General features: G+C 73.7%; 16 protein-coding genes. 11 read left to right on the plus strand and 5 right to left on the minus strand.

Annotation, left to right across the window (positions count from 1 at the left end; genetic code table 11):
• Window position 1: 1 nt before the first annotated feature.
• On the minus strand, window positions 2–682 hold the full coding sequence (locus HN031_RS02995) for a hypothetical protein (protein ID WP_172266149.1): 681 nt from the start codon (window positions 680–682) through the stop codon (window positions 2–4).
• On the minus strand, window positions 679–4,278 hold the full coding sequence (gene mfd, locus HN031_RS03000; protein WP_367650635.1) for a transcription-repair coupling factor: 3,600 nt from the start codon (window positions 4,276–4,278) through the stop codon (window positions 679–681). The genes HN031_RS02995 and mfd overlap by 4 nt, the downstream gene beginning before the upstream one ends.
• Window positions 4,279–4,514: 236 nt before the next feature.
• Between mfd and HN031_RS03005 the strand changes: the two genes are divergently transcribed.
• The 3 genes from HN031_RS03005 to HN031_RS21820 all read left to right on the plus strand — a co-directional run bounded on the left by HN031_RS03005 (window position 4,515) and on the right by HN031_RS21820 (window position 7,633).
• Window positions 4,515–5,210, plus strand: coding sequence for a hypothetical protein (locus tag HN031_RS03005; RefSeq protein ID WP_172266152.1), 696 nt, complete (start codon window positions 4,515–4,517; stop codon window positions 5,208–5,210).
• A gap of 121 nt (window positions 5,211–5,331) precedes the next feature.
• Window positions 5,332–6,003, plus strand: coding sequence for a hypothetical protein (locus HN031_RS03010; RefSeq protein WP_172266155.1), 672 nt, complete (start codon window positions 5,332–5,334; stop codon window positions 6,001–6,003).
• 82 nt (window positions 6,004–6,085) lie between these two features.
• Complete coding sequence (locus tag HN031_RS21820; protein ID WP_172266158.1) at window positions 6,086–7,633, plus strand: M28 family peptidase; 1,548 nt, start codon at window positions 6,086–6,088, stop codon at window positions 7,631–7,633.
• Between the two features lie 16 nt (window positions 7,634–7,649).
• Here the strand turns inward: HN031_RS21820 and HN031_RS03020 are convergent, their stop codons facing one another.
• The 3 genes from HN031_RS03020 to HN031_RS03030 form a co-directional block, all read right to left on the minus strand.
• Entirely contained in the window at window positions 7,650–8,087 is a 438-nt protein-coding gene (locus HN031_RS03020) for a VOC family protein (RefSeq protein ID WP_172266161.1), read from the minus strand.
• Window positions 8,088–8,145: 58 nt separating this feature from the next.
• Entirely contained in the window at window positions 8,146–8,916 is a 771-nt protein-coding gene (locus HN031_RS03025; RefSeq protein WP_172266165.1) for a 3'(2'),5'-bisphosphate nucleotidase CysQ, read from the minus strand.
• Window positions 8,917–8,982: 66 nt separating this feature from the next.
• The gene (locus HN031_RS03030; RefSeq protein WP_172266168.1) at window positions 8,983–9,804 is read right to left on the minus strand and encodes a LuxR C-terminal-related transcriptional regulator; all 822 of its coding nucleotides are present in this window, start codon (window positions 9,802–9,804) and stop codon (window positions 8,983–8,985) included.
• 477 nt (window positions 9,805–10,281) lie between these two features.
• On the opposite strand from HN031_RS03030, the gene HN031_RS22155 reads away from it, so the two are divergent.
• The 8 genes from HN031_RS22155 (at window position 10,282) to HN031_RS03070 (ending at window position 20,448) form a co-directional block, all read left to right on the plus strand.
• A complete protein-coding gene (locus HN031_RS22155; RefSeq protein ID WP_172266171.1) occupies window positions 10,282–11,751 on the plus strand; it encodes a HAMP domain-containing sensor histidine kinase in 1,470 nt (489 codons plus the stop codon).
• Window positions 11,729–12,412: a response regulator transcription factor gene (locus HN031_RS03040; protein ID WP_172266174.1), complete on the plus strand. Its 684-nt coding sequence runs from the start codon at window positions 11,729–11,731 to the stop codon at window positions 12,410–12,412. Before HN031_RS22155 ends, HN031_RS03040 begins: the two co-directional genes overlap by 23 nt.
• Entirely contained in the window at window positions 12,409–14,226 is a 1,818-nt protein-coding gene (gene asnB, locus HN031_RS03045) for an asparagine synthase (glutamine-hydrolyzing) (RefSeq protein WP_172266177.1), read from the plus strand. The genes HN031_RS03040 and asnB overlap by 4 nt, the downstream gene beginning before the upstream one ends.
• Before the next feature lie 440 nt (window positions 14,227–14,666).
• Entirely contained in the window at window positions 14,667–16,232 is a 1,566-nt protein-coding gene (locus HN031_RS03050; protein WP_172266180.1) for an exopolysaccharide biosynthesis polyprenyl glycosylphosphotransferase, read from the plus strand.
• A gap of 62 nt (window positions 16,233–16,294) precedes the next feature.
• Complete coding sequence (locus HN031_RS03055) at window positions 16,295–17,071, plus strand: hypothetical protein (RefSeq protein ID WP_172266183.1); 777 nt, start codon at window positions 16,295–16,297, stop codon at window positions 17,069–17,071.
• Window positions 17,072–17,181: 110 nt separating this feature from the next.
• Window positions 17,182–18,345, plus strand: a complete 1,164-nt coding sequence (locus HN031_RS03060; RefSeq protein ID WP_367650636.1) for an MFS transporter — start codon at window positions 17,182–17,184, stop codon at window positions 18,343–18,345.
• A gap of 25 nt (window positions 18,346–18,370) precedes the next feature.
• Entirely contained in the window at window positions 18,371–19,390 is a 1,020-nt protein-coding gene (locus tag HN031_RS03065; RefSeq protein WP_172266189.1) for a hypothetical protein, read from the plus strand.
• A complete protein-coding gene (locus HN031_RS03070) occupies window positions 19,387–20,448 on the plus strand; it encodes an endonuclease/exonuclease/phosphatase family protein (protein ID WP_172266192.1) in 1,062 nt (353 codons plus the stop codon). The genes HN031_RS03065 and HN031_RS03070 overlap by 4 nt, the downstream gene beginning before the upstream one ends.
• The last annotated feature ends 100 nt before the right edge of the window (window positions 20,449–20,548 follow it).

Consider the following 20,548-nt stretch of genomic DNA (forward strand, 5'->3'; position numbering starts at 1 on the left):
ATCAGCCGCAGCGGTGGGTGAGGGGCAACGACTCCGCGAACGCGGTGTCGGGCTCCGTGGCGAGACCGGCCTTGGCCGTCTCGCCGACCGCGACCGAGGTGTTGGTGTCGACGGGGGTCAGCACGCCGTCGACGCTCTCGAGACCGTAGCGCGGGTCGATCTCGATGCCGTTGGCGTCCGGCCACCGGTTGAAGACGTCGACGCCGGCCTGCGTGACCTCCTCGGTGGTCGGGTCCTCGACCCCCTGCTCGGCCAGGACGATCGCGCCGACCTGGTTGACGATGTCGGTGGCGAGCGCGTTGGCCGACGTCAGCTCGACGTAGGTGTCCCTGGACTCCTCGGGCATCGAGGCGGCCAGGCGGCGCTGCTCCGCGACACCGTCCTGGTAGCCGGAGCCGGGCTTCAGGCCGTAGTCGTCGGCGATCGCCATCGCCTGGGCCCGCAGCGTCATCAGCTGCACGGTGCCCTGGCGCACGAAGCTCATCGGCAGCACCGTGCTCTGCGTCTCGAACTGCTCGCCGAGCGCCGTGCACATCCGTTCCGCGGCCGCGTCGACCTCGCGGACGGAGAGCTCCTCGTCGCCGACCTTGACCGCGACTCCCGGGGAGGCACTGCCGCACCCGGTCAGCAGCAGTCCTGCGAGGACCGTCGTCGCGGCCGTCATCAGGCGGGTCTTGCTCACGGGGTCACTCCTTGCGGTACGGCTGCGGGTGCGGGCGCGGCGATGATGTCGTCGATCACACCGCGCGCCCATTCAAGCAGGGCCACGCCCATGACAGGTCGCACGGGGAACCCCGTGCCCTGCGGGCGCGGCACGAGGATCGTGCTGACCGGCGCCTTGACGACGCTGCGCGGGTGCAGGCGCTGGAGGCGTACGACGCGGGAGTCGGGGAGGTCGACCGGCGCGAACCGGACGTACTTGCCGGCCACCGTCACCTCCTTCACGCCGACCTGGCGGCAGCGGGCACGGAACCGGGCGACGACGAGCAACGACTCCACGACCTCGGGCGGGGTGCCGTAGCGGTCGACGAGCTCGGCGCGGACCTCGTCGACGTCGGCGTCCGTGCGCACCTCCGCCAGGCGCTTGTAGATCTCGAGGCGCAGCCGCTCGCTCGGGATGTAGTCGTGCGGCAGGTGGGCGTCGACGGGCAGCTCGATGCGGACCTCCTGGAGCTGGTCGTCCTCGCCCCCTCCCTTGAAGTCGGCGACGGCCTCGCCCACGAGGCGGACGTAGAGGTCGAACCCGACGTCGGCGATGTGGCCGGACTGCTCGCCGCCGAGCAGGTTGCCGGCGCCGCGGATCTCGAGGTCCTTCATCGCGATCGCCATGCCGCCGCCGAGGTCGGAGTGCTGCGCCAGCGTGGCGAGGCGCTCGTGGGCGGTCTCGGTGAGCGGCTTCTCCGAGGGGTAGAGGAAGTAGGCGTAGGCACGCTCGCGGGAGCGGCCGACGCGACCGCGCAGCTGGTGCAGCTGGGAGAGCCCGAGGGTGTCGGAGCGCTCGATGATCATCGTGTTGGCGTTGGACACGTCCAGGCCGCTCTCCACGATGGTCGTGCAGACCAGGACGTCGAAGCGCTTCTCCCAGAAGTCGAGCATGACCTGCTCGAGGGCGTGCTCGCCCATCTGCCCGTGGGCGGTGGCCACGCGCGCCTCGGGCACCAGCTCGCGGATCCGCGCGGCCGCCTTCTCGATCGACTGCACCCGGTTGTGGATGTAGAAGACCTGGCCCTCGCGCAGCAGCTCGCGGCGGACGGCGGCGACGACCTGGCGGTCCTCGTAGGCGCCGACGTAGGTGAGGACGGGGTGCCGCTCCTCCGGCGGCGTGGTGATGGTCGACATCTCCCGGATGCCGGTGACCGCCATCTCGAGGGTGCGTGGGATCGGCGTGGCGCTCATGGACAGCACGTCGACCGACGTGCGCATCCGCTTCATCTGCTCCTTGTGCTCGACACCGAAGCGCTGCTCCTCGTCGACGATGATGAGGCCGAGGTCCCTCATCTTGATGTCGGGGTTGAGCAGGCGGTGGGTGCCCACGACGACGTCGACCGACCCGTCCTCGAGCCCGGCGATGACCTCCTTGGCCTCCTTGTCGGTCTGGAACCGCGAGAGGCCCTTGATGACGACCGGGAAGCCCGACATCCGCTCGGAGAAGGTCGACATGTGCTGGGTGACGAGCAGCGTCGTCGGCACCAGCACCGCGACCTGCTTGCCGTCCTGCACCGCCTTGAACGCCGCGCGGACCGCGATCTCGGTCTTGCCGTAGCCGACGTCGCCGCAGACGAGGCGGTCCATCGGGACGACCCGGCGCATGTCGGCCTTGACCTCGTCGACGGTGGTCAGCTGGTCGACGGTCTCGGTGAAGGGGAAGGCGTCCTCGAGCTCGCGCTGCCATGGGGTGTCCGGGCCGTAGGCGTGGCCCTTGGTGGCCTGCCGGGCGGCGTAGAGCTTGATCAGCTCGGCCGCGATCTCCCGCACGGCGCGGCGCGCCTTGTTCTTGCGCTTGGTCCAGTCGCCACCGCCGAGCCGGTCGAGGCTGGGGTTCTCGCCGCCGACGTAGCGGGTGACCTGGTCGAGGGTGTCGGCCGGGACGTAGAGCATGTCGTTGGGCCCGCCGCGCTTGCTGGGGCCGTACTCCAGCACGAGGTACTCGCGGACCGCGCCGCCGATCTCGCGCTGCCGCATCTCCACGAAGCGGCCCACGCCGTGCTGCTCGTGGACGACGTAGTCGCCCGCCTTGAGCTCGAGCGGGTCGATCTGCTTCTTGCGCCGCGTCGGCATGCGGCGCATGTCGCGGGTGGAGGACTTCTGCCCGGAGAGGTCGTCGCCGGTGAGGACCGCGACACCGGCCTGGTCGTCGACGAGGCCGTGGACGAGGTGGCCGCAGGTCACCGTCACGACGTTGGGGCCGGCGGTGTCGCCCTCCTCGACGAGCCGGGCGGCGATGTCGTTCTCGCCGAGCAGCTCCACGAAGCGCTGGGCGGGGCCGTGGCCGGCGTGGACCACGACGGTCTCCACGCCGTCGCGCACCCAGCCGCGGATGTCGTCGACGGCCTGCTGCAGGTCGCCGCGGTAGGCCTCGGCCGGGTGGGAGGGCAGGGCGCGGCTCGGCACCCCGGCGTCGGCGGCCGCGGGAGCGGTGGGACCGGTGGCGGCTGCGTCGTCGGTGTCACCGGTGTCGATGCCGAACGGGCTCACCGACCACCAGGCGAGCCCGAGCCCGAGCGCGTGGAGCCGGACGTCGGCGATCTCGCGGTAGGAGGCGGCGCCCAGGTCGATGGGGGCGGTGCCGCCGCCGGCCGCGGCGGCCCACGACGCACTCAGGAACTCGTCGCTGGTCGCGACCAGGTCGTGGGCCCGGCCGCGCGCCCGCTCGGGGTCGAGCACCAGCACGGTGGTGTCGGTGGGCATGAGGTCGACCAGCAGCTCCATCGAGTCGACCAGGACCGGCGCGAGCGACTCCATGCCCTCCACGGCGATGCCGGCGGCCATCTTGTCGGTGAGCTCGAGCAGCTGCGGGTGCGCCTGGCCGAGCTCGGCGGCGCGGCGGCGTACGTCGTCGGTGAGCAGCAGCTCGCGGCACGGCGGCGCCCAGAGGCGCTGCACCGTCTCGAGGGTGCGCTGGTCGGCGACGGAGAACGCCCGGATCTCCTCGACGTCGTCACCCCAGAACTCCACGCGCAGCGGGTGCTCCTCGGTGGGCGGGAAGACGTCGACGATGCCGCCGCGCACCGCGAACTCGCCGCGGCGCTCGACCATGTCGACCCGCGAGTACGCCGCGTCCGCCAGGCCGCGCACGACGTCCTCGAGCGGACGGGAGTCGCCGGGCGCGAGCTCGACGGGCTCGATGTCGGCCAGCCCGGGCACCTGGGGCTGGAGCAGGCTGCGGATGGGTGCGACGACGACGCGCAGGGGGCCGTTGGCGGCATCGGTGCCGGGGTGGCGCAGCCTCCGCAGGACGGCGAGCCGGCGACCCACCGTGTCGCTGCGCGGGCTGAGCCGCTCGTGGGGCAGCGTCTCCCAGCTGGGGTAGTAGGCCACCGAGTCGGGGTCGACCAGGTCGGCGAGCTCCTCGACGAGGTCCTCGGCCTCGCGGGAGGTGGCGGTCACCGCGAGGACGGTGCGCCCGCGCTCGACGAGGCCGTGCACCACGAAGGGCCTGAGGGCGCCGGGGCCGGTCAGGTCGAGGCTGGGCTGCACCGCCGCGTCGGCCAGGGCGCCCCCCAGGGTGGGAGCGGAGACGAGGCGGCGGGCGACGGCGAGGAGCGGCGTGGACGGCACAGAGGAGTTCCTTCGAGAGCACGCGAAACGACCCCAGACGCTGGGCGGGTGGGGGGACTTGAGAGTCTACGGGGGCTGTCCGACAGCGACGCGTGCGGGAGGAGGGGCCGGCCCCCGGACCGAAGAGGGTCCGACGGGGGGTTTGCCCCGGGCGTCACTGGGGTAGCAACTGCCACAACGGCCGACGCCCGAGCGCCGGTCGACCACGCACTTCCATCGAGAGGAAACACGGGGACATGCGCACCACTCGTCTCATCGCCGGCACCATGACGGCCGCCCTTCTCGGCGTCACGCCGATGGCCCTGGCCACGTCTGCCGAGGCCGCCGTGACCGTCACGACGGCGACCACGCTCACCTCGGAGAAGGCCGCCTACATGTACGGCGACACGATCTTCTTCGACGCCGCGGTGACCACCACCGACCCGGCCAACCCGTACGCCCCGGGTGCGGCCACCCTCTACATCCAGCGTCCCGGATCCACCACGTGGGAGCCCCTGGCGTCCGACGACGGCGCCTCGTACCTCTACTTCGTCGACATCGTCGCGGAGTCGAACGCCCTCTACAAGGTCGTCTACCCCGGTGGCGTCGACGGCACCGGAGACGTCTACACCCCGAGCGAGTCGGCTCCCTTCGCGATCGCGACCTCGCGCAACCTCACCATCAAGAACCCGCGTGGCACCTTCGTCAAGGGCAAGATCAAGCCCGACTACGCGAAGAAGAAGGTCGTGGTCCAGAAGAAGGTCGGCAAGAAGTGGAAGAAGTTCCGCGCGCTGAAGACCTCGAAGAAGAGCACCTTCCAGGTGACCCTGCCCGCCTCCCGCAAGCGCACCTACTGGCGCTTCGTGGTCAAGGCCAACGCCGAGTTCGCCGCCACGGTGGCCGAGGGCTCGACGATCCGGTACCGCTCCGCGGGTCGCGTCGCCATCCGGTGACCTGACGCTCGTCCGGCGACGCGGCCGGGTGCACTGTCCTTCGCCGGGCGGTGCGCCCGGCCGTTCGTCATAGGATTGCTCGAGCACCAGCCTCGTCCCCTGTCCCAGAGGATCACCGCACATGCGCACCGTTCGTCTCCTCGCCGGCGTCGTCGCCGCCTCGGCCATGGCCGCGTCGGTCGTCGTCGCGGCACCCGCGCACGCCAGGGACACCTGGACCACCACGACCGTCGCCGAGCCGAGCGAGACGACCGTCGAGTTCGGCGACACCATCGACATCACGGTCGACGTCGACAGCCAGACAGGCCTCCCCCCCACCGGCGGCACGTCGACGCTGCTCGCGTTGCGGGCGGGCGCGACCGAGTGGGCACAGGTGGCGACCACCACGTCGCCGGGAGCGTCCTTCCTCGACGTCAGGCCGCGCATGAACACCACCTACAAGGTGGTCTACGCCGGCCACGTCGAGGCGGACCGGACGAAGGGCGACACCTACACGTCGAGCGAGTCGGCCACCTTCGGCGTCGACGTGTCGCGCCGGATCACCCACCCGAGCGCGGGCTTCGTCCTGAAGGGCAAGGTCACGCCCGACTACCGCAAGAAGAAGATCGTCATCGAGGTCAGCAAGAAGCAGGACGAGGGCTACAAGAAGTTCATGACCATCCGGACCGACCGGGCCGGCGCCTACAAGGTGACCCTGCCCCGTCGCAGCGGCACCTGGTACTACACCGTCATCGTCAAGGGTGACGCCCGCTACCTCGGCACCGGCTTCGCCTGGCGCACCTGGGTCTCCTGACCCGGGCCGTAGGTCCGCCGCCCGACGTCCGGGACGCGCGGCTCTTTACCGTTCGACTGACGGACACATAGGTTCACCAGGCATGAACCAGTTCTCGGGAACAGACCAGTCCACCCTGCCCACCACCGCCCCGGCCCCAGCCCTCGGCCGTGCCCTCGGCGACGCACCCGCTGACGCCCCCGGCTCCGGCGCCCTCAGTCGCCGACGCCTCCTCGCCGGCGCCGCCGGAGGCGTCGCCCTCGTCGCCGCCGGCCAGCCCGCCTGGGCCGCCGACGCCACCCGCCCCGGCGCCCTGCGCGGCCCGGCCCTGCGCCCGCGCGACAACCAGGTCGTGCGCAAGATCCGGCCCGCGCGCGCCCTCGCCGACCTCGAGGTGCTGTCCGAGCGGATCGGCCCCCGGATCGGCGGCACCGCCTCGGAGAAGGCGGCGGCCGAGTTCGCACTGACCTCCTTCCGCAGCGCCGGCTGCAGCGACGTACGCCTCGAGCCGTTCGCCGTGGCCGACAAGTTCCTCGCCGACATCGGAGACCCCGACGGCCAGCTGCCCGACGACATCTGCTGGCAGGCCGGCGCCTCCCCCGACGCCGGCCTGGACACCACCGTCACCGGGCGGGTGCTCGACGTGAAGGCGGCCACCGCACCGGTGTGGCCGACCGACCCGGCGGCCGTCACCGGCGCGGTGCTCCTTGCAGACGACGCCCAGGACGCGTCCACCGTCACCCGGGTCGAGCTCCGCGCCGCCTTCGTGCTCGAGGCGCAGCGGCGTGGCGCGGCGGCCGTGGTGCTGCTGCCGGCCGACCTCGAGTACCCGCGCCGGGCGTCGGCGACCTCGCCGCGGCTGGTGCCGACCTCGGGCGCGACCGCCCCGCCGTGGACGCCCGTCGCCACGATCCCCGTGCTGGGCGTGGCGCAGGTGCAGAAGCGGCTGCTGCGCGAGGACCTCGCCGTGCGGCCGCTGCGGCTGACGATCGGGACCACCTCGCACCGCGGGCTGACCAGCAACAACGTCTTCGCCGACATCCCGGGTCGCCAGGGCCGCAACGGCTCGGTCGTCTACGTCTCCGGGCACTACGACTCCGTGATCGGCGCACCCGGCGCCAACGACGACGGGTCGGGCACCGTGCTCACCCTGGAGCTCGCCCGGGTGCTGACCAGGCTGCCGAAGGCCGACGCGACCATCCGGCTGGCCCTGTGGGGGTCGGAGGAGCAGGGGCTGCTCGGCTCGCGCCACCACGTGTCCCAGCTGACGCAGGCCCAGCGCGACCGCGTCCGCGGCGTCTTCCAGAACGACATGGTCGGCACCAGCTGGAGCCCCGCGACCCGCTACTGGCTGCTGTCCTTCTCGGGCACGGGCAACGCGACGACCGACCGCATCCAGGCGGCGGCCGCGCGGCTCGGCTACGAGCCGCAGATCTCGCCGGTGACCCAGCGCGGCGCCAGCGACCACCAGTCCTTCCAGGAGGTGGGCATCGCCTCGGCGAACTTCTCCTGGCGCGGTGAGTCGACCCCGGCGCTGCTCGAGCCGCCGTACCACTCCCCCGAGGACACCATCGCCCGCAACATCAGCATGGACCGGCTCACGGTCAGCATGGAGATGATCGGCTGCGCGGCCTACGACCTGGCCGACTAGCGCGTCGGGGCCCCGCTCACGAGGCGGGCGGGGGTGGACCGGCGTCGACCCCCGCCTCCGCCCCCGCCGCCGCTTCTGCCTCCGAGCGCAGGATGCAGAACTGGTTGCCCTCGGGGTCGGCGAAGACGACCCAGCCGGTGCCCGGCCCCCAGGACCCGCGCTGGTCGCCGACCTCCGTGGCGCCGAGGCCGCGCACCCGCTCGACCTCCTCGTCGCGGGTGCCCGTGCGGGGACGCAGGTCGAAGTGGATGCGCTTGGCCGGCAGCTCCTCGTCGGGCACCTCGATGAAGAGGATGCTGTGCCCCGAGCCGGGGTCGAGGATCATGCACTCGTCGTGGCCCGGCTCGTTGGGGTCGTCCTCGACGTCGACGTAGCCGAGCAGGCGCTTCCACCACTCCGAGAGCTCGTAGGCGTCATGGCAGTCGACGGTCGTGTGGGAGACGAAGGAGGTCATGGCCTCCACGCTCGCGGCACCGGCTCGGTGCCGCAAGCCGATTTCGGGAGGAGCGGCGTCAGTCGGTGCCGTGGCGCCGGACGAAGTCGACGATCTGGTCGGCGAGCTCGGGACGGCACACGATGAGGTCCGGCAGCGAGGTGTCGTCGGCGTTGTAGACCAGCGGCGAGCCGTCGACGCGGCTGCAGTGCAGGCCGGCGGCCCGGGCCACCGCGACGGGCGCCGCGTTGTCCCACTGGTACTGCCCGCCGGCGTGGACGTAGGCGTCGGCGATGTCGCGGACCACGCTCATGACCTTGACGCCCGCGCTGCCCATCGGCACGAGCTCGGCGTCGAGCTCGGCGGCCAAGGCCTCGACGAAGGCCGGCGGGCGGCTGCGGGAGACGGCGATCCGGGGGCGGACCGACGTGCGGGGAGGGACGACGCTCGCGCGCCCGGTGCTGAAGGTCTCGCCCAGCGCCGGCTGCGCGACGGCGCCGGCGACCAGGTCGCCGCCCTGCCACAGCGCGACGTGCACGGCCCAGTCGTCGCGGGGCGGCTCGGAGAACTCCCGCGTGCCGTCGAGCGGGTCGATGATCCAGACCCGGTCGGCGCTCAGGCGCGACTTGTCGTCGGCCGCCTCCTCGGACAGCACGGCGTCGCCTGGCCGGTGCTCGGTGAGGATCCGGTCGAGCTCCGCCTGCGCGGCCGCGTCGCCGGCGTCCTTGAGGGCCTTGCCCTCCAGGCCCTCGGCCGCCGCCCCGGCGCGTACGTCGAGGAGCACGGCGCCGGCCCGTTCGGCCGCCCAGACGGCGAAGGCGTGGTCGTCGAGCGTGGTGGGGTCGATCATCGCGGGCTCCCCGCGGCGAGAGCAGCGAACCGGGGCTCGTCGTGGGCTGAGGTCATGGGCGGCAGCCTAGCGACGCGCGCGGGGTGCTCCCGTGTCGGCCGGGGCGGCACCGCTCGGGCGCCCGGGCGCTCCGTGCGAGGTCCCCTCGCCCGGGGCCTCCCGCGGACGCGGCAGCAGGTCGCCGGCGCCCACCTCGTAGACCCGGCGCAGCATGGCCACGGCCTCCAGCTGCGTCTTCGCGCCGAGCTTGGCGCGCAGGGCCTTCACGTGGCTGCGCACGGTGCCGACCGTGACGCCCATGATGCCGGCGACCTCCCGGGCACGGTGCCCCGCGGCGAGCAGCTCGAGGACGCGCAGCTGCTGCGGCGACAGGGTGCGCATGAGCGAGATGAGCTCCTGGCGCCTGTCAAGGGCCTTGGCCCAGGCGGCACGGACCGCGGTGCGTCTTTCAGGTTCCATCAAGGGATCACCGGCAGTGAGCCGCTCGACCACCTCGACCAGCTGGCTCACCGACGTGGTCCGGGTGACGATGTCGACCGCCGCACCTTCGAGCAGACCGCCCCACCACACGGCTGCGGGCGCTGCGGCCACGACGGCCACGCGCACGTCGCCGACGGCCACGAGCGCGCTGATCATCTCGACGGCGGTGAGGCTGTCGGGCTCGTCGAAGATCGCCACCACGTGGCGGGTGCCGCCACCGTCGGCCGCCGCCCTGGCCTCCTCCACGACGCTCTCCCACGCGTGGACCTCCACGGGGACGTCCGCGGAAGCGAGCGCAGCGGAGACGGCCTGCGCCACGAGCAGGTGGGGCGAGACGACCCAGGCGGTCACGACGTCGTCCGGCGTCCGCGCCGCCCGCGCGGGTCCGTCGGGTGCTGATCCACCCATCGCACCTCCCATGCGCCGAGCCTGTGACGAACCCTGACGGGTCCCGGCCCCTCCCCCACCCGACGCACGCCGAACGTGCACCGAATTGGGGAGGCGCCGGACCCGGCGCAGCCCGCCACCGGGCCCGGTCAGTGCCCACTTGTCCCGATCTTGTCCCTTGCTGGCGCCCTGCTGAAGGGCTTCTTCACGGCTTCTGCAGAGCTGCTTGACCAAGTCTTCGGGATGCCTGCGAGAGGCGGACCAGACCGGCTTTGACCCAATTTCGGTAGGGGGCAACACTCCGGGAAGTCGCCACGCGGCGTGGGTCCGAACGGGGGGCCACGACGGGGCGAGGACACATCGTGGCCGGGGCGCATGGGGCGCAGCCGACCACCGCACTCGGGGACGCATCGCGCACATCTGCTCGGCCAAGGGGGAGGGGTTCCAGGAGTCATGCTCGAACGTCAGTGGGGGAACATCAGACAGCGGGCGGGGACGGTGACCACGGGGGTGGTCACGTTCCTGGCCCTGGTCTGGGTCGGATCGGGCAGCGCCCACATGTGGCAGCTGTCCCCGGCCGTGACGGCGATGCCGTCGCTGGGCGACGGGGTGGTCAGCGGCGTCTTCGTCGCCGGGGCCGCCTGCGCCGCCATGGTGACGTGGCGTCGCCACGCCGGTCCGGTGACCGGCTGGATCGTGGGGACCGGCGCGCTCGTCGCAGCGCAGGCACTGGTCGTCACGCTGCTCGCGCTGCAGAGCGCACCGCCGCGCGGACCGGTGAGCCTGACGCTCCTGGTCGCCGCCGCCGTCGTCGGCCTGGCGACCGTCGTCGGACCGCTGCTCGGCCTGCACCGCAAGGGCCACGTGCTCGACGAGGGGTTCACCATCGGCCTCGGCATGGGCCTGGTGGCCTCGGGACACCTGCTGCTGCAGTTCCCGATCGCCCGGCCCCCGTCGGCCCTCATGGAGATGCTGATCGGCGTGCTCGTCGCGACGCACGTCGCCGTCGTGGTGCTGGTGCTGCGCCAGGGCGCGCTCTCGCCGGCCATGTCGGCCCTCCTCGTCACGACGGCCCTCGTGGTCGTCGCCGGCCAGCTCGTCCACGCCTTCGCCGGGGCCCACGCCGGGCTCGACGCCGCCGTGACCATCGCCCGCGCCGCGACGGGCGCCGTCTGGCTCACCCTCGCGTGGGTCAGCCTCCGCCGCGGCCTGGAGCGCGACCGCCGCCGCATCAACGACTTCGAGCACGTCCTGGTCAGTGCCACCCGCGACCACAAGGAGCGGCTCCACGAGCTGCGGAGCACCGTCGCCGGCCTCGTGACGGGCTCGGAGCTGATGGACCGCTCCGACGTCCCGGCCGAGGTGCGCGAGCGCCTCTGGTGCTCGCTGCGCCGCGAGCTCGACCGGATGGAGCGACTGCTCTCGGGGCAGGACGACGCCGCCACCGACATCGACCTCGACGAGGCGCTCGGCATGATCCTGGACCTCCAGCGGCTCAAGGGTCGGCGCGTGGAGTTCCGCAGCAACGGCGACGTCGTCCGAGCCCGCTTCGACGCGCTCGCCGAGGTGGTCAACGTGCTCATGGACAACGCCGTCAAGCACGGCGGCGCCGACACCAGCCTCGTCGAGGTGGTGCGGCGCGACGAGGAGAACGTCGACATCCGGGTCACCGACTACGGCCGCGGCATCCCGCAGGACCAGCGCGCCTCCATCTTCGAGTGGGGACGGCGCGGCAGCCAGTCCGCCGGTGAGGGCATCGGCCTCCACGTGGCGCAGCGGCTGATGACCGAGGACGGCGGGTCGCTGCGGCTGGCCGAGCCGCAGGCCGTGGGCTCGTCCTTCGTGATCACGCTCCCCCGGGCCCGCCGCTCGCCCGAGGCCGGTCCGTCGACGACCGGCTCGAGGACCCACGCGGTGAGCGCCGCCCTGACGATGGAGGACGGCCGTGCCTGGCGCCGCTCGGGCTGACCACCGGGTCCTGATCGTCGACGACCACGTCCTCTTCGCGGAGTCCCTGGAGCTCGCGCTCTCGCTCGAGGGCTACGACGTGCGTCGGCTGGAGCTGCCTGCCGAGGGCGGTTCGATGGCGACCCTGCGATCCCTCGCCCTGCGGGCCAACCCCCGCACCGTGCTGCTCGACCTCGACCTGGGACGCTTCGGCGACGGCGTCAACCTCATCGCGCCGCTGGCCCGGGCCAACATCAACGTCGTCGTGCTCACCGCCTCCGAGGACGAGGGACGCTGGGGTGCCTGCATGCGGATGGGGGCGCGCAAGGTGCTGCCGAAGACCGGGGCGCTGCAGCAGGCGCTCGGCACCGTGCGCCGGCTGCACCAGGGACTGCCCGTGGTGACCCGCGAGGAGCTCGAGGAGCTGCTCGGTGCGTGGGCCCGCGACCGCCAGGCCAACGACGACATCCGCCGCCGCCTCGACCTCCTCACGCCGCGCGAGCGGCAGGTGCTCGGCTCGCTCATCGAGGGACGCACCGTGCGCACGATCGCGCAGGACAGCGTCGTCTCCGAGGCGACGGTCCGCACGCAGGTCAAGTCGATCCTCGCCAAGCTGGAGATCTCCTCCCAGCTGGCAGCGGTCGGGATGGCCAACCAGGTCGGCTGGAAGCACGGCGCATGAGCGGCATCGCCGGGGTCCGCGCGTTCGCGGCGGGCGCGTCCGCGGGCGACGCGCTGCGCGAGATGTCCGAGCTGCTGCGCCACCGCGGCCCGGACGGGGCGGCCACGTGGGTCGGCCCCGACATCGGCCTGGCGCACACCCGTCTCGCCGTCGTCGACGTCGAGCACTCCCGTGAGCCGATGCACTCGGTCGACGGCCGGTGGGTGCTCGTCCACGACGGGGAGATCCTCAACCACGACAGCCTGCGGGCCCACCTCGACTACCCGTTCCGCACGCGCACCGACGCCGAGGTGGTGCTGGCCGGGCTCTCGCTCGAGGGGATCAGCTTCGTCGAGCGCCTGCAGGGCCAGTTCGCGATCGTGGCCCACGACCTGCGCACCGACACCACGCACCTGGTGCGCGACCGGCTCGGCATCTCGCCGCTCTACTACCGCCACGTCCCGGGCGGCATCGCCTTCGGCTCCGAGATCAAGGCGCTGCTGGCGCTCGGCCCGGCGCCCCGCGTCGACCACCGCAGCCTCGACGCCTACCTCGGCACCCGGGTCGTGCCGGCGCCCGACACCCTGTTCGACGGCGTCAAGAAGGTACGCCCCGCGCACCGGGTGTCGATCCAGCCCGGCGGGCACCTCGAGGAGACCCAGTTCTGGGCCCTGCCCGAGGCCGACCCGGAGGGCACGTGGAGCACCGGCGACGCGATCGAGGCGGTGAGCGACGGCGTCCGTGAGGCGGTCCGCTCGGCCCTGGTCGCGGACGTGCCCGTGGGGTCGTACCTCTCCGGCGGGCTCGACAGCAGCCTCGTCGTCGCCCAGGTGCAGCAGCTGCGCGGCGACGACGCGGTCCACACCTTCTCCGCCGGCTTCGGCGACGACCTCGACGAGCTGTCCACGGCCCGGCGGGTGAGCACGGTCCTCGGCACCCGGCACCACGAGGTGCAGCTGGGGGCCACCGACTTCGAGGACCTGTGGTCGACCCTCACCTGGCACCGCGACGCACCGATCTCGGACCCGGCCGACGTCACCGCCTTCGGCCTGGCCCGCGCCGCGCGCGAGCACGTGAGCGTGGTGCTGTCCGGCGACGGCGGCGACGAGGTCTTCGGCGGTCACCCGCAGCACCGGCTCGCCCGCCTCGCCGAGCGCAGCTCGGTCCTGCCGGCCCGGGTGCGCTCGGGCCTGGCGGGCCAGGTGGAGCGCCGGCTCGGTGCACCGTTCTCCGCAGGCGAGCGCGAGCGCCTGATCGGCAGCGGCCCGCCGCCCGAGCGCCGGGCGACGCCCGCGCTCGGCGTCGACCCGGTCGACCGGATGCTGCGCCACGACCTGCGGCACTGGCTGCCCGACCACCTGCTCGAGCGCGCGGACCGCATGTCGATGGCCGCGTCCGTCGAGGTGCGACCGGCGCTCCTCGACCACCGCCTCGTCGAGCTCGCCTTCCGGCTGCCGACCTCGGTGAAGGTGCGCGCCGGCACGAGCCGGTGGGTGCTGCGCGAGGTCGCCCGGCCGTTCCTGCCCGACGAGCTGGTCGACCGCAAGGTGGCGCCGCGCCGGGTCCCGCTGGACGCCTGGCTGCGCAGCGGGCTGCGGGACACCGCGCGCGAGCGCCTCACCGGAGCCGACTCCTGGGTCGCGCAGACGTTCGACCGGGCGACGGTGCGCGACCTCGTCGACCGCCACGAGCGGGGCGCCGGCGAGGAGGCCCGGCTCTGGACGTTGCTGTGCCTCGAGATGTGGCACGAGCGGTTCTTCGGCGTCCCGCCGACCATGCCTCGTCCTCGCGCGGCCGCGCTCCCGAGCCCGCCCGTGGCCCCCGGCCGGGGCTGAGTCCCGGCACCACGCCGGGCACGCCCCCCGCCGGACGGGCGGTCGGCACGGTGGGGGCCGTGCCGCGCCCGCCCAGCGGGTGGGTGGTGCCGCGGCGGTCGGAGTAGGGGGGACCCCGACCGCCGCTCCTGATTCGCCTCGTCTGCGGTGTCGAGGGGTGGGGGTCCCTCGCCACCCTGTGAGGTCACGAGGACCAGAGCGGGACAGGACGAGCGCGGCGAATCAGTGGTGGTGCACCTCTCCGAGCGTAGGTCCCGCACGGCATGCCGCCCATCCCACGGACTGGGTAACTCCCCGCCCGTCGAAATGGCCCGAAAACCCAGTCCCTGCAGGGCTTTCGCTGATTTGCGGCATGCCCCGACGCTGCAGCCTTCCTAGGCTCGCACCACAGTCAGCGACGGAGTGCCATCGGGGGGCACCTCGCAAGGGGATGGGGAGCGATGACGCAGATCTCTGTGGGCATGAGCAGGGCGGACGCCGCCGTGCTGACCGCACCGGTGCCACGGCCGCGCGAGGTCGTCCAGGAGCCGGAGGCGATGGTCACCGACCTCGCCGAGGGCGGGACGATCACTGACGGCGGGGACCTCGGTCTGCTCCGCGAGCTGACCGTGGTGCGCGAGGCGCCCGGCACGGAGGCGCCTCCCGCCGAGGCTCCGGCCACCGTCGTCCCCGCCGCCACACCCTGGTCGCGACGCCTCGCCGGCCGGCCGATGGCCGGCGTGGACGCCGCCGTCTCGCTCGCGGTCGCCTTCGGGGCAGCGGCGCTCGGCACGGTGTCCCTCGCGGCCGCCGTCGCCACGGCGCTGGCCTGGCCCCTCGTCCTGCTGGTCGTGGGCCGCTACCGCCGCCCCACGCTGGGCGAGGGCCGCCTGGCGCGTCCCGCGCTCGTGCTCGGCACGGGTGCGAAGGTCGCCGTGCTGGCGCTCGCCCTCTCGCCGTGGCTGGTGACCGTCGACGTCGTCGGCCTCGCCGGGCTCGTCGCGGTGCTCAGCGTCGCGAGCTCCGTGCCGTCGCTCGTCGCCGGGCGGCACCGTCCCCGGGTGGTGCTGGCCGGCCGGCCCCGCGACGTGCGCGAGGCGATGCTCGAGGTCCAGGCCACCGGCACCCACGAGGTGGTCGCCGCGTGCCTGACCCGCACCACCACGACACTGGGCGACCTGCCGACGTTCCTCGGCTTCGAAGGAGCCGCGGACGCGGCGCACCGCCACCAGGCGGACGCGCTCGTCGTCCTGCCCGGCGCCCGGCTCTCGTCGACCGAGATGCGCCGCCTGCACTGGTCGCTGGCCGGCACGGGCACCGAGCTCTTCGTCGGCACCGGCCTGCTCGACGTCGCGCCGCAGCGCACCCGCGTCGTCTCCACCGGAGGCATCGACGTGCTGCACGTCGCCCCCGCCGTGCTCGGCGGGCCGCGACGGGTGCTCAAGGACGTGGCCGAGCGGGCCGTCGCCCTCGTCGCCTTCGTCGCGGCGCTGCCGGTCCTCGCCGTGCTCTGCCTCGCGATCCGGCTGGAGTCCCCGGGCGCCGCGATCTTCCGCCAGCAGCGGATCGGCCGCGACGGCGTACCGTTCACGATGCTGAAGCTGCGCTCGATGGGGGTCGACGCGGAGGCCGAGCGCAGCGGGCTGGCCCTGGTCAACGAGAAGGACGCCGTCCTGTTCAAGATCCAGCTGGACCCGCGCATCACCCCGCTGGGACGGCGCCTGCGGCGCTACTCCCTCGACGAGCTGCCCCAGCTGTGGAACGTCGTCCGCGGCGACATGGCGCTCGTCGGCCCGCGCCCGGCGCTGCCGAGCGAGGTCGCCAAGTACGACGTCGACCCGCGGCGGAGGCTCGCCGTGAAGCCCGGCCTGACCGGCCTCTGGCAGGTCTCGGGCCGTTCGGACCTGACCTGGGCGGAGTCGGTGCGCCTCGACGTGAAGTACGTCGACAACTGGTCGCTGCGCCTCGACCTCTCGATCCTGGCCCGCACGGTCGGCGCCGTGCTGGGCCACCGCGGGGCCTACTGACCGCACGACCCGGACGATCCGGACGACACGCACACGGCCGTGGGGGCGGCCACACCATGGAGATGAGCACGTTGCAGGTGGGGACACGAGCACTGGCGGGCCTGGCGACGGTCCTGCTCCTGGCCGGGTGCGGGGGCGAGGGGCAGGCACCGGACGAGGCGACCGGCTCGTCGCCCGTCTCGTCGTCCGGATCACCGTCGGCCCCGCCGACGAGCCAGGCACCCGGCGACGGGCACGAGGACGGACCGGACGGCTCGTCGAGCCCCGGCCCGGACGCGACCGCCGAGGCCCCCACCGGATCGGCGTCGGTGTCCCCCGACCCGTCCGCGGAGGCCGGCGAGGAGCCCGGCTCCGACGAGGAGTCGCAGGACGCAACGTCGCAGGAGGACGGCTCGGCAGGTCTCGAGATGCCCGAGGAGCCCGAGCCGGAGGTCACCAGCCTGTCCGAGCTGCTCGAGGAGGTGGGCTCCGCGCCGCTCGTGGCCGAGCCGCTCCCCGCCGCAGCCAGCGCCACGGGCCGCCTGGTGACACGGTTCCCGGCCGTCCTGCGCCCGACGCGGGCCGCTCGCGTGGAGAGCAGCAGCATCTCCCCGTCCGGTGACCGGCTCCAGGTCTCGCTCGTGGCCTCGACCTCGTTGGACCCCGCGGAGGTCCTGATGTCCTACCGCACGCGCCTGGCGCGCCGCGGGCTGACGGAGCTGGCCGCACCGGCCGCGGCGGCGGGCTCCCAGGCGGTCGCCTTCCGGCGCGGGCGCAGCACCGTCACGGTCACCGCCACCCCCGAGGGCTCCCGCACGTCCTACTCGGTCCACGCGTCGCTGCGCGCCGGGGGTGCGTGAGCCGGATGTACATCTCCGTCCGCGACCGGCCCACCTCCGACACCCGGGGGGCGGGATCAGGCTCGACTGCGCGGCCGCCGGTCGGCCGGGTCGTCATCATCCTGGGCGTCGTGTCGCTCCTGACCGACGTCTCCTCGGAGTCGGTCTCGGCGATCCTGCCGCTCTACCTCACCGCCGTCGTCGGCCTCTCACCGGTGGCGTACGGCCTCATCGACGGCCTCTACCAGGGCGTGAGCGCCCTCGTCCGGCTCGGCGGAGGCTGGCTCGCCGACGCGACGGACCGCCCCAAGTGGGTCGCGTTCCTCGGCTACGGCCTCTCCGCGGTCGCCCGCGTGTTCCTCCTCTTCGCCTCCGGCGCGGCGGGCATCGCGGCCGTCGTGACCGCGGACCGCATCGGCAAGGGGATCCGCACCGCTCCCCGCGACGCGATGATCAGCACCTCGACGCCCAGCGAGCACCTCGGACGCGCCTTCGGCGTGCACCGGATGCTCGACACGATCGGCGCCGCGCTGGGACCGCTGATCGCCTTCGGGCTGCTCGCGCTGGTGCCCGGCGGCTACTCCGTCGTCCTCGTCGTCTCGCTGGCCTTCGCGCTGGCGGGCGTCGCGCTCCTGGGACTCCTCGGGCCGGACGTGCGGTCGCGGTCCCGGGAGGCCGCGGGTGCCAGCAGGCCGTCCGCACCGCCGTTCCGCTGGCGCGACCTGGCCGACCGCCGGCTGCGCCCGTTGCTGGTGGTCGCCGGCACGCTGGGCCTGCTCACCGTCGGCGACGGTTTCATCTACCTCGCCCTGCTCGACCACGGTGGCCTCAACGTGACGTGGTTCCCCCTGTTCTACGTCGGCACCAACGTCGCCTACCTGCTGCTGGCGGTGCCGGTCGGGCGCCTCGCCGACCGCATCGGGCGGGCCCGGACCCTGGTGGTGGGCCACCTGGCGCTGGTCGGCGCCTACCTGTGCTCGGTGCTGCCCAGCTCGACGGCCGTGGCCACCGTCGGGACGCTGCTGCTGCTCGGCACGTTCTACGCCGCCACCGACGGCGTCATCGCCGCGATCGCCGGCCGTCTGGTCCCGGTGCAGGCGCGCACCAGCGGCATCGCCGCGGCGCAGACCGTGGTCGCGGTGGCTCGGATGCTCGCCTCGGCGGGGTTCGGCCTGCTGTGGTGGCTCCTCGGCCCGGCGGTCGCGATGGCCGCGGTGGCCGCGGTGCTCGCGGTCGCCGTCCTCGTCGCCGCGACCCGCGTCAGGAGCCTCGACGGCGCGAGGGTCACGCCGTGACCCTCGCGAGCCGCGTGGTCCGCGCGTGAACGCCCGCGTCCGGGTCCTCGCCTTCGTCGCCGTCGTCGTCGTCCTGGTGGCGGCCGCGGGCGTCTACGTCCTGCGCGAGGGACGCGAGGTCCGTGCCCAGCGCGCCGCCGAGCCGGAGGCCTCGGAGGCCCCGGTCACCGAGGTGGCCGACGGACCCCGGATCGTCTTCCGGCACACCGGCATCGACCGGGAGTACGGCACCGTGGCCATCGTCCCGGTGGACGACCCGGGCGGGGCCCGCGCGTTCACCGGCGTGGCCTGCGACCGCGTCGCCGCCCGCGCCGAGGGTGCCTCGTGCCTGGTCACCGACCAGGGCGTCGTGACGTCGTACGCCGTGCGGGAGCTCGACCCGGACTGGCAGGAGGTCGCGACGCTCGACCTCCCCGGCATCCCCAGCCGCACCCGGCTCTCCCCGGACGGGTCGCTGGTCGCCACCACGGTCTTCGTCACCGGGCACTCCTACATGTCGACGGGCTTCTCCACCGCGACCGAGGTCCACGCGTTCGGCGGCGGGACGCGCTGGGGCAACCTCGAGAAGTTCCAGCTGGTCCTCGACGGCCGGCGCGTCGACCCGCTCGACCGCAACATCTGGGGCGTGACGTTCGTGGACGACCAGACCTTCTACGCCACGGTCGGGACCGGGGGGCGCACCTGGCTCGTCGAGGGCGACCTCGTCGAGCGCACCCTCACCTCGGTGTCGCCGGACGCCGAGTGCCCGTCGCTGTCGCCGGACGGCTCCCGCGTCGCCTTCAAGGTCGACGTCGACCCCGGGAGCCGCACGGTGTGGCAGGTCGCCGTGCAGGACCTCGCCACCGGCGAGCGCATCCTGCTGGAGAACGGACCGCGCGGGCTCGACGACCAGGTGGAGTGGCTCGACGACGACACCCTCCTCTACGGGCTGACCCGCGCCGACGAGCCGGGCGTCACCGACGTGTGGTCGGTGGACGCCAGCGCGGACGCGGAGCCCGAGCTGCTCATCCAGCAGGCGTGGTCGCCGACCGTGGTGCGGCAGTGACGAGCGCCCGACCGGACGGACCGCGCGCGGGGGGCGCGGGCCGCGCCCTCGTCACCGCCGTCCTCGTCGTCGTGGTGCTCGCGGCGACGGCCGTCGCAGCGGCCCTCGCCGCGGCGCGGGTGCTGTCGCCCGGCGTCCGGCGCGGCATCGAGCTCGTGGCCCTCACCCCCGCCGGGCTCCCTGCCGCCGTCGTCGCGGTCGTCGGTGCCCTCCTGCTCGTGTGGCGCCGACCGGCGCTGGGCCGGCCGTTGCTGGTGCTGGCGCTGGGCCTCGCCGCCCTCCACGCCTGGTGGCTGGCCCCCCTGTTCGTCGGCGACGTGCCCGCTGCCGACCCGGCGGGCGCCCGGCTCGTCGTCATGACGCAGAACCTCGAGACCGGCGACGCGGGCGCGGTCGCCTCGCTCGTCGAGCAGCAGTCGGTGGACGTGCTCGTGGTGACCGACGCCCCGGGCGGCCAGGTCCAGGGCGTCGTGGCCGCCGGGATCGGCGACGCGCTGCCCCACTCCACGCTCGACGACGGCTCCGGCACCAGCTCCGGCACCAGCTCCGGGTCGGTCGTGTGGAGCCGCCATCCGATCAGGTCCGACACCCTCGTCTCCGACGGCGGCGACTCACGGGTCGTGGTGCTCGACGTGCCCGGTCCGGACGACGTGGCCGTGGTCGCGCTGCACCCGACGCCGCCCTACCAGGACGGAGGCGCACGCTGGCGGGCCGACTGGACGCAGGTGCTCGACCACCTCCGGGAGACCTACGGCGACACCGTGACGGGACGCGTCGTCGTGGTCGGCGACCTCAACGCCACCCTCGACCACGAGCCCGTGCGGGCGCTGTCCGACATGGGCCTGCGCGACGTGGCCGAGCAGCTCAACGCGGGGCTGGCCGCCACGTGGCCGGCCAACGGCCGGCTGTCGCGGATGGGCGTGGCCGTCCCCCCTCTCTTCGCGCTCGACCACGTGCTCACCACCCGGGGCCTGGTGCCCACAGACCACCTCGTCACGGGGGCCGCGGGCAGCGACCACCGCGGGGTGGTCACCACCCTCGCACCTGCCCCACGCTGACCGTCGTCGGGGCGGCGGACCTCCCACCGTTGGGGGATAACGCTCCACCGGCTTGTGGCACGAGCGCTGCCCGTGGATGATGCCGACCGTCTTTGCCCAC

The sequence above is a fragment of the Nocardioides sp. zg-1308 genome, from assembly GCF_013155375.1.
Lineage (GTDB): Bacteria > Actinomycetota > Actinomycetes > Propionibacteriales > Nocardioidaceae > Nocardioides > Nocardioides renjunii.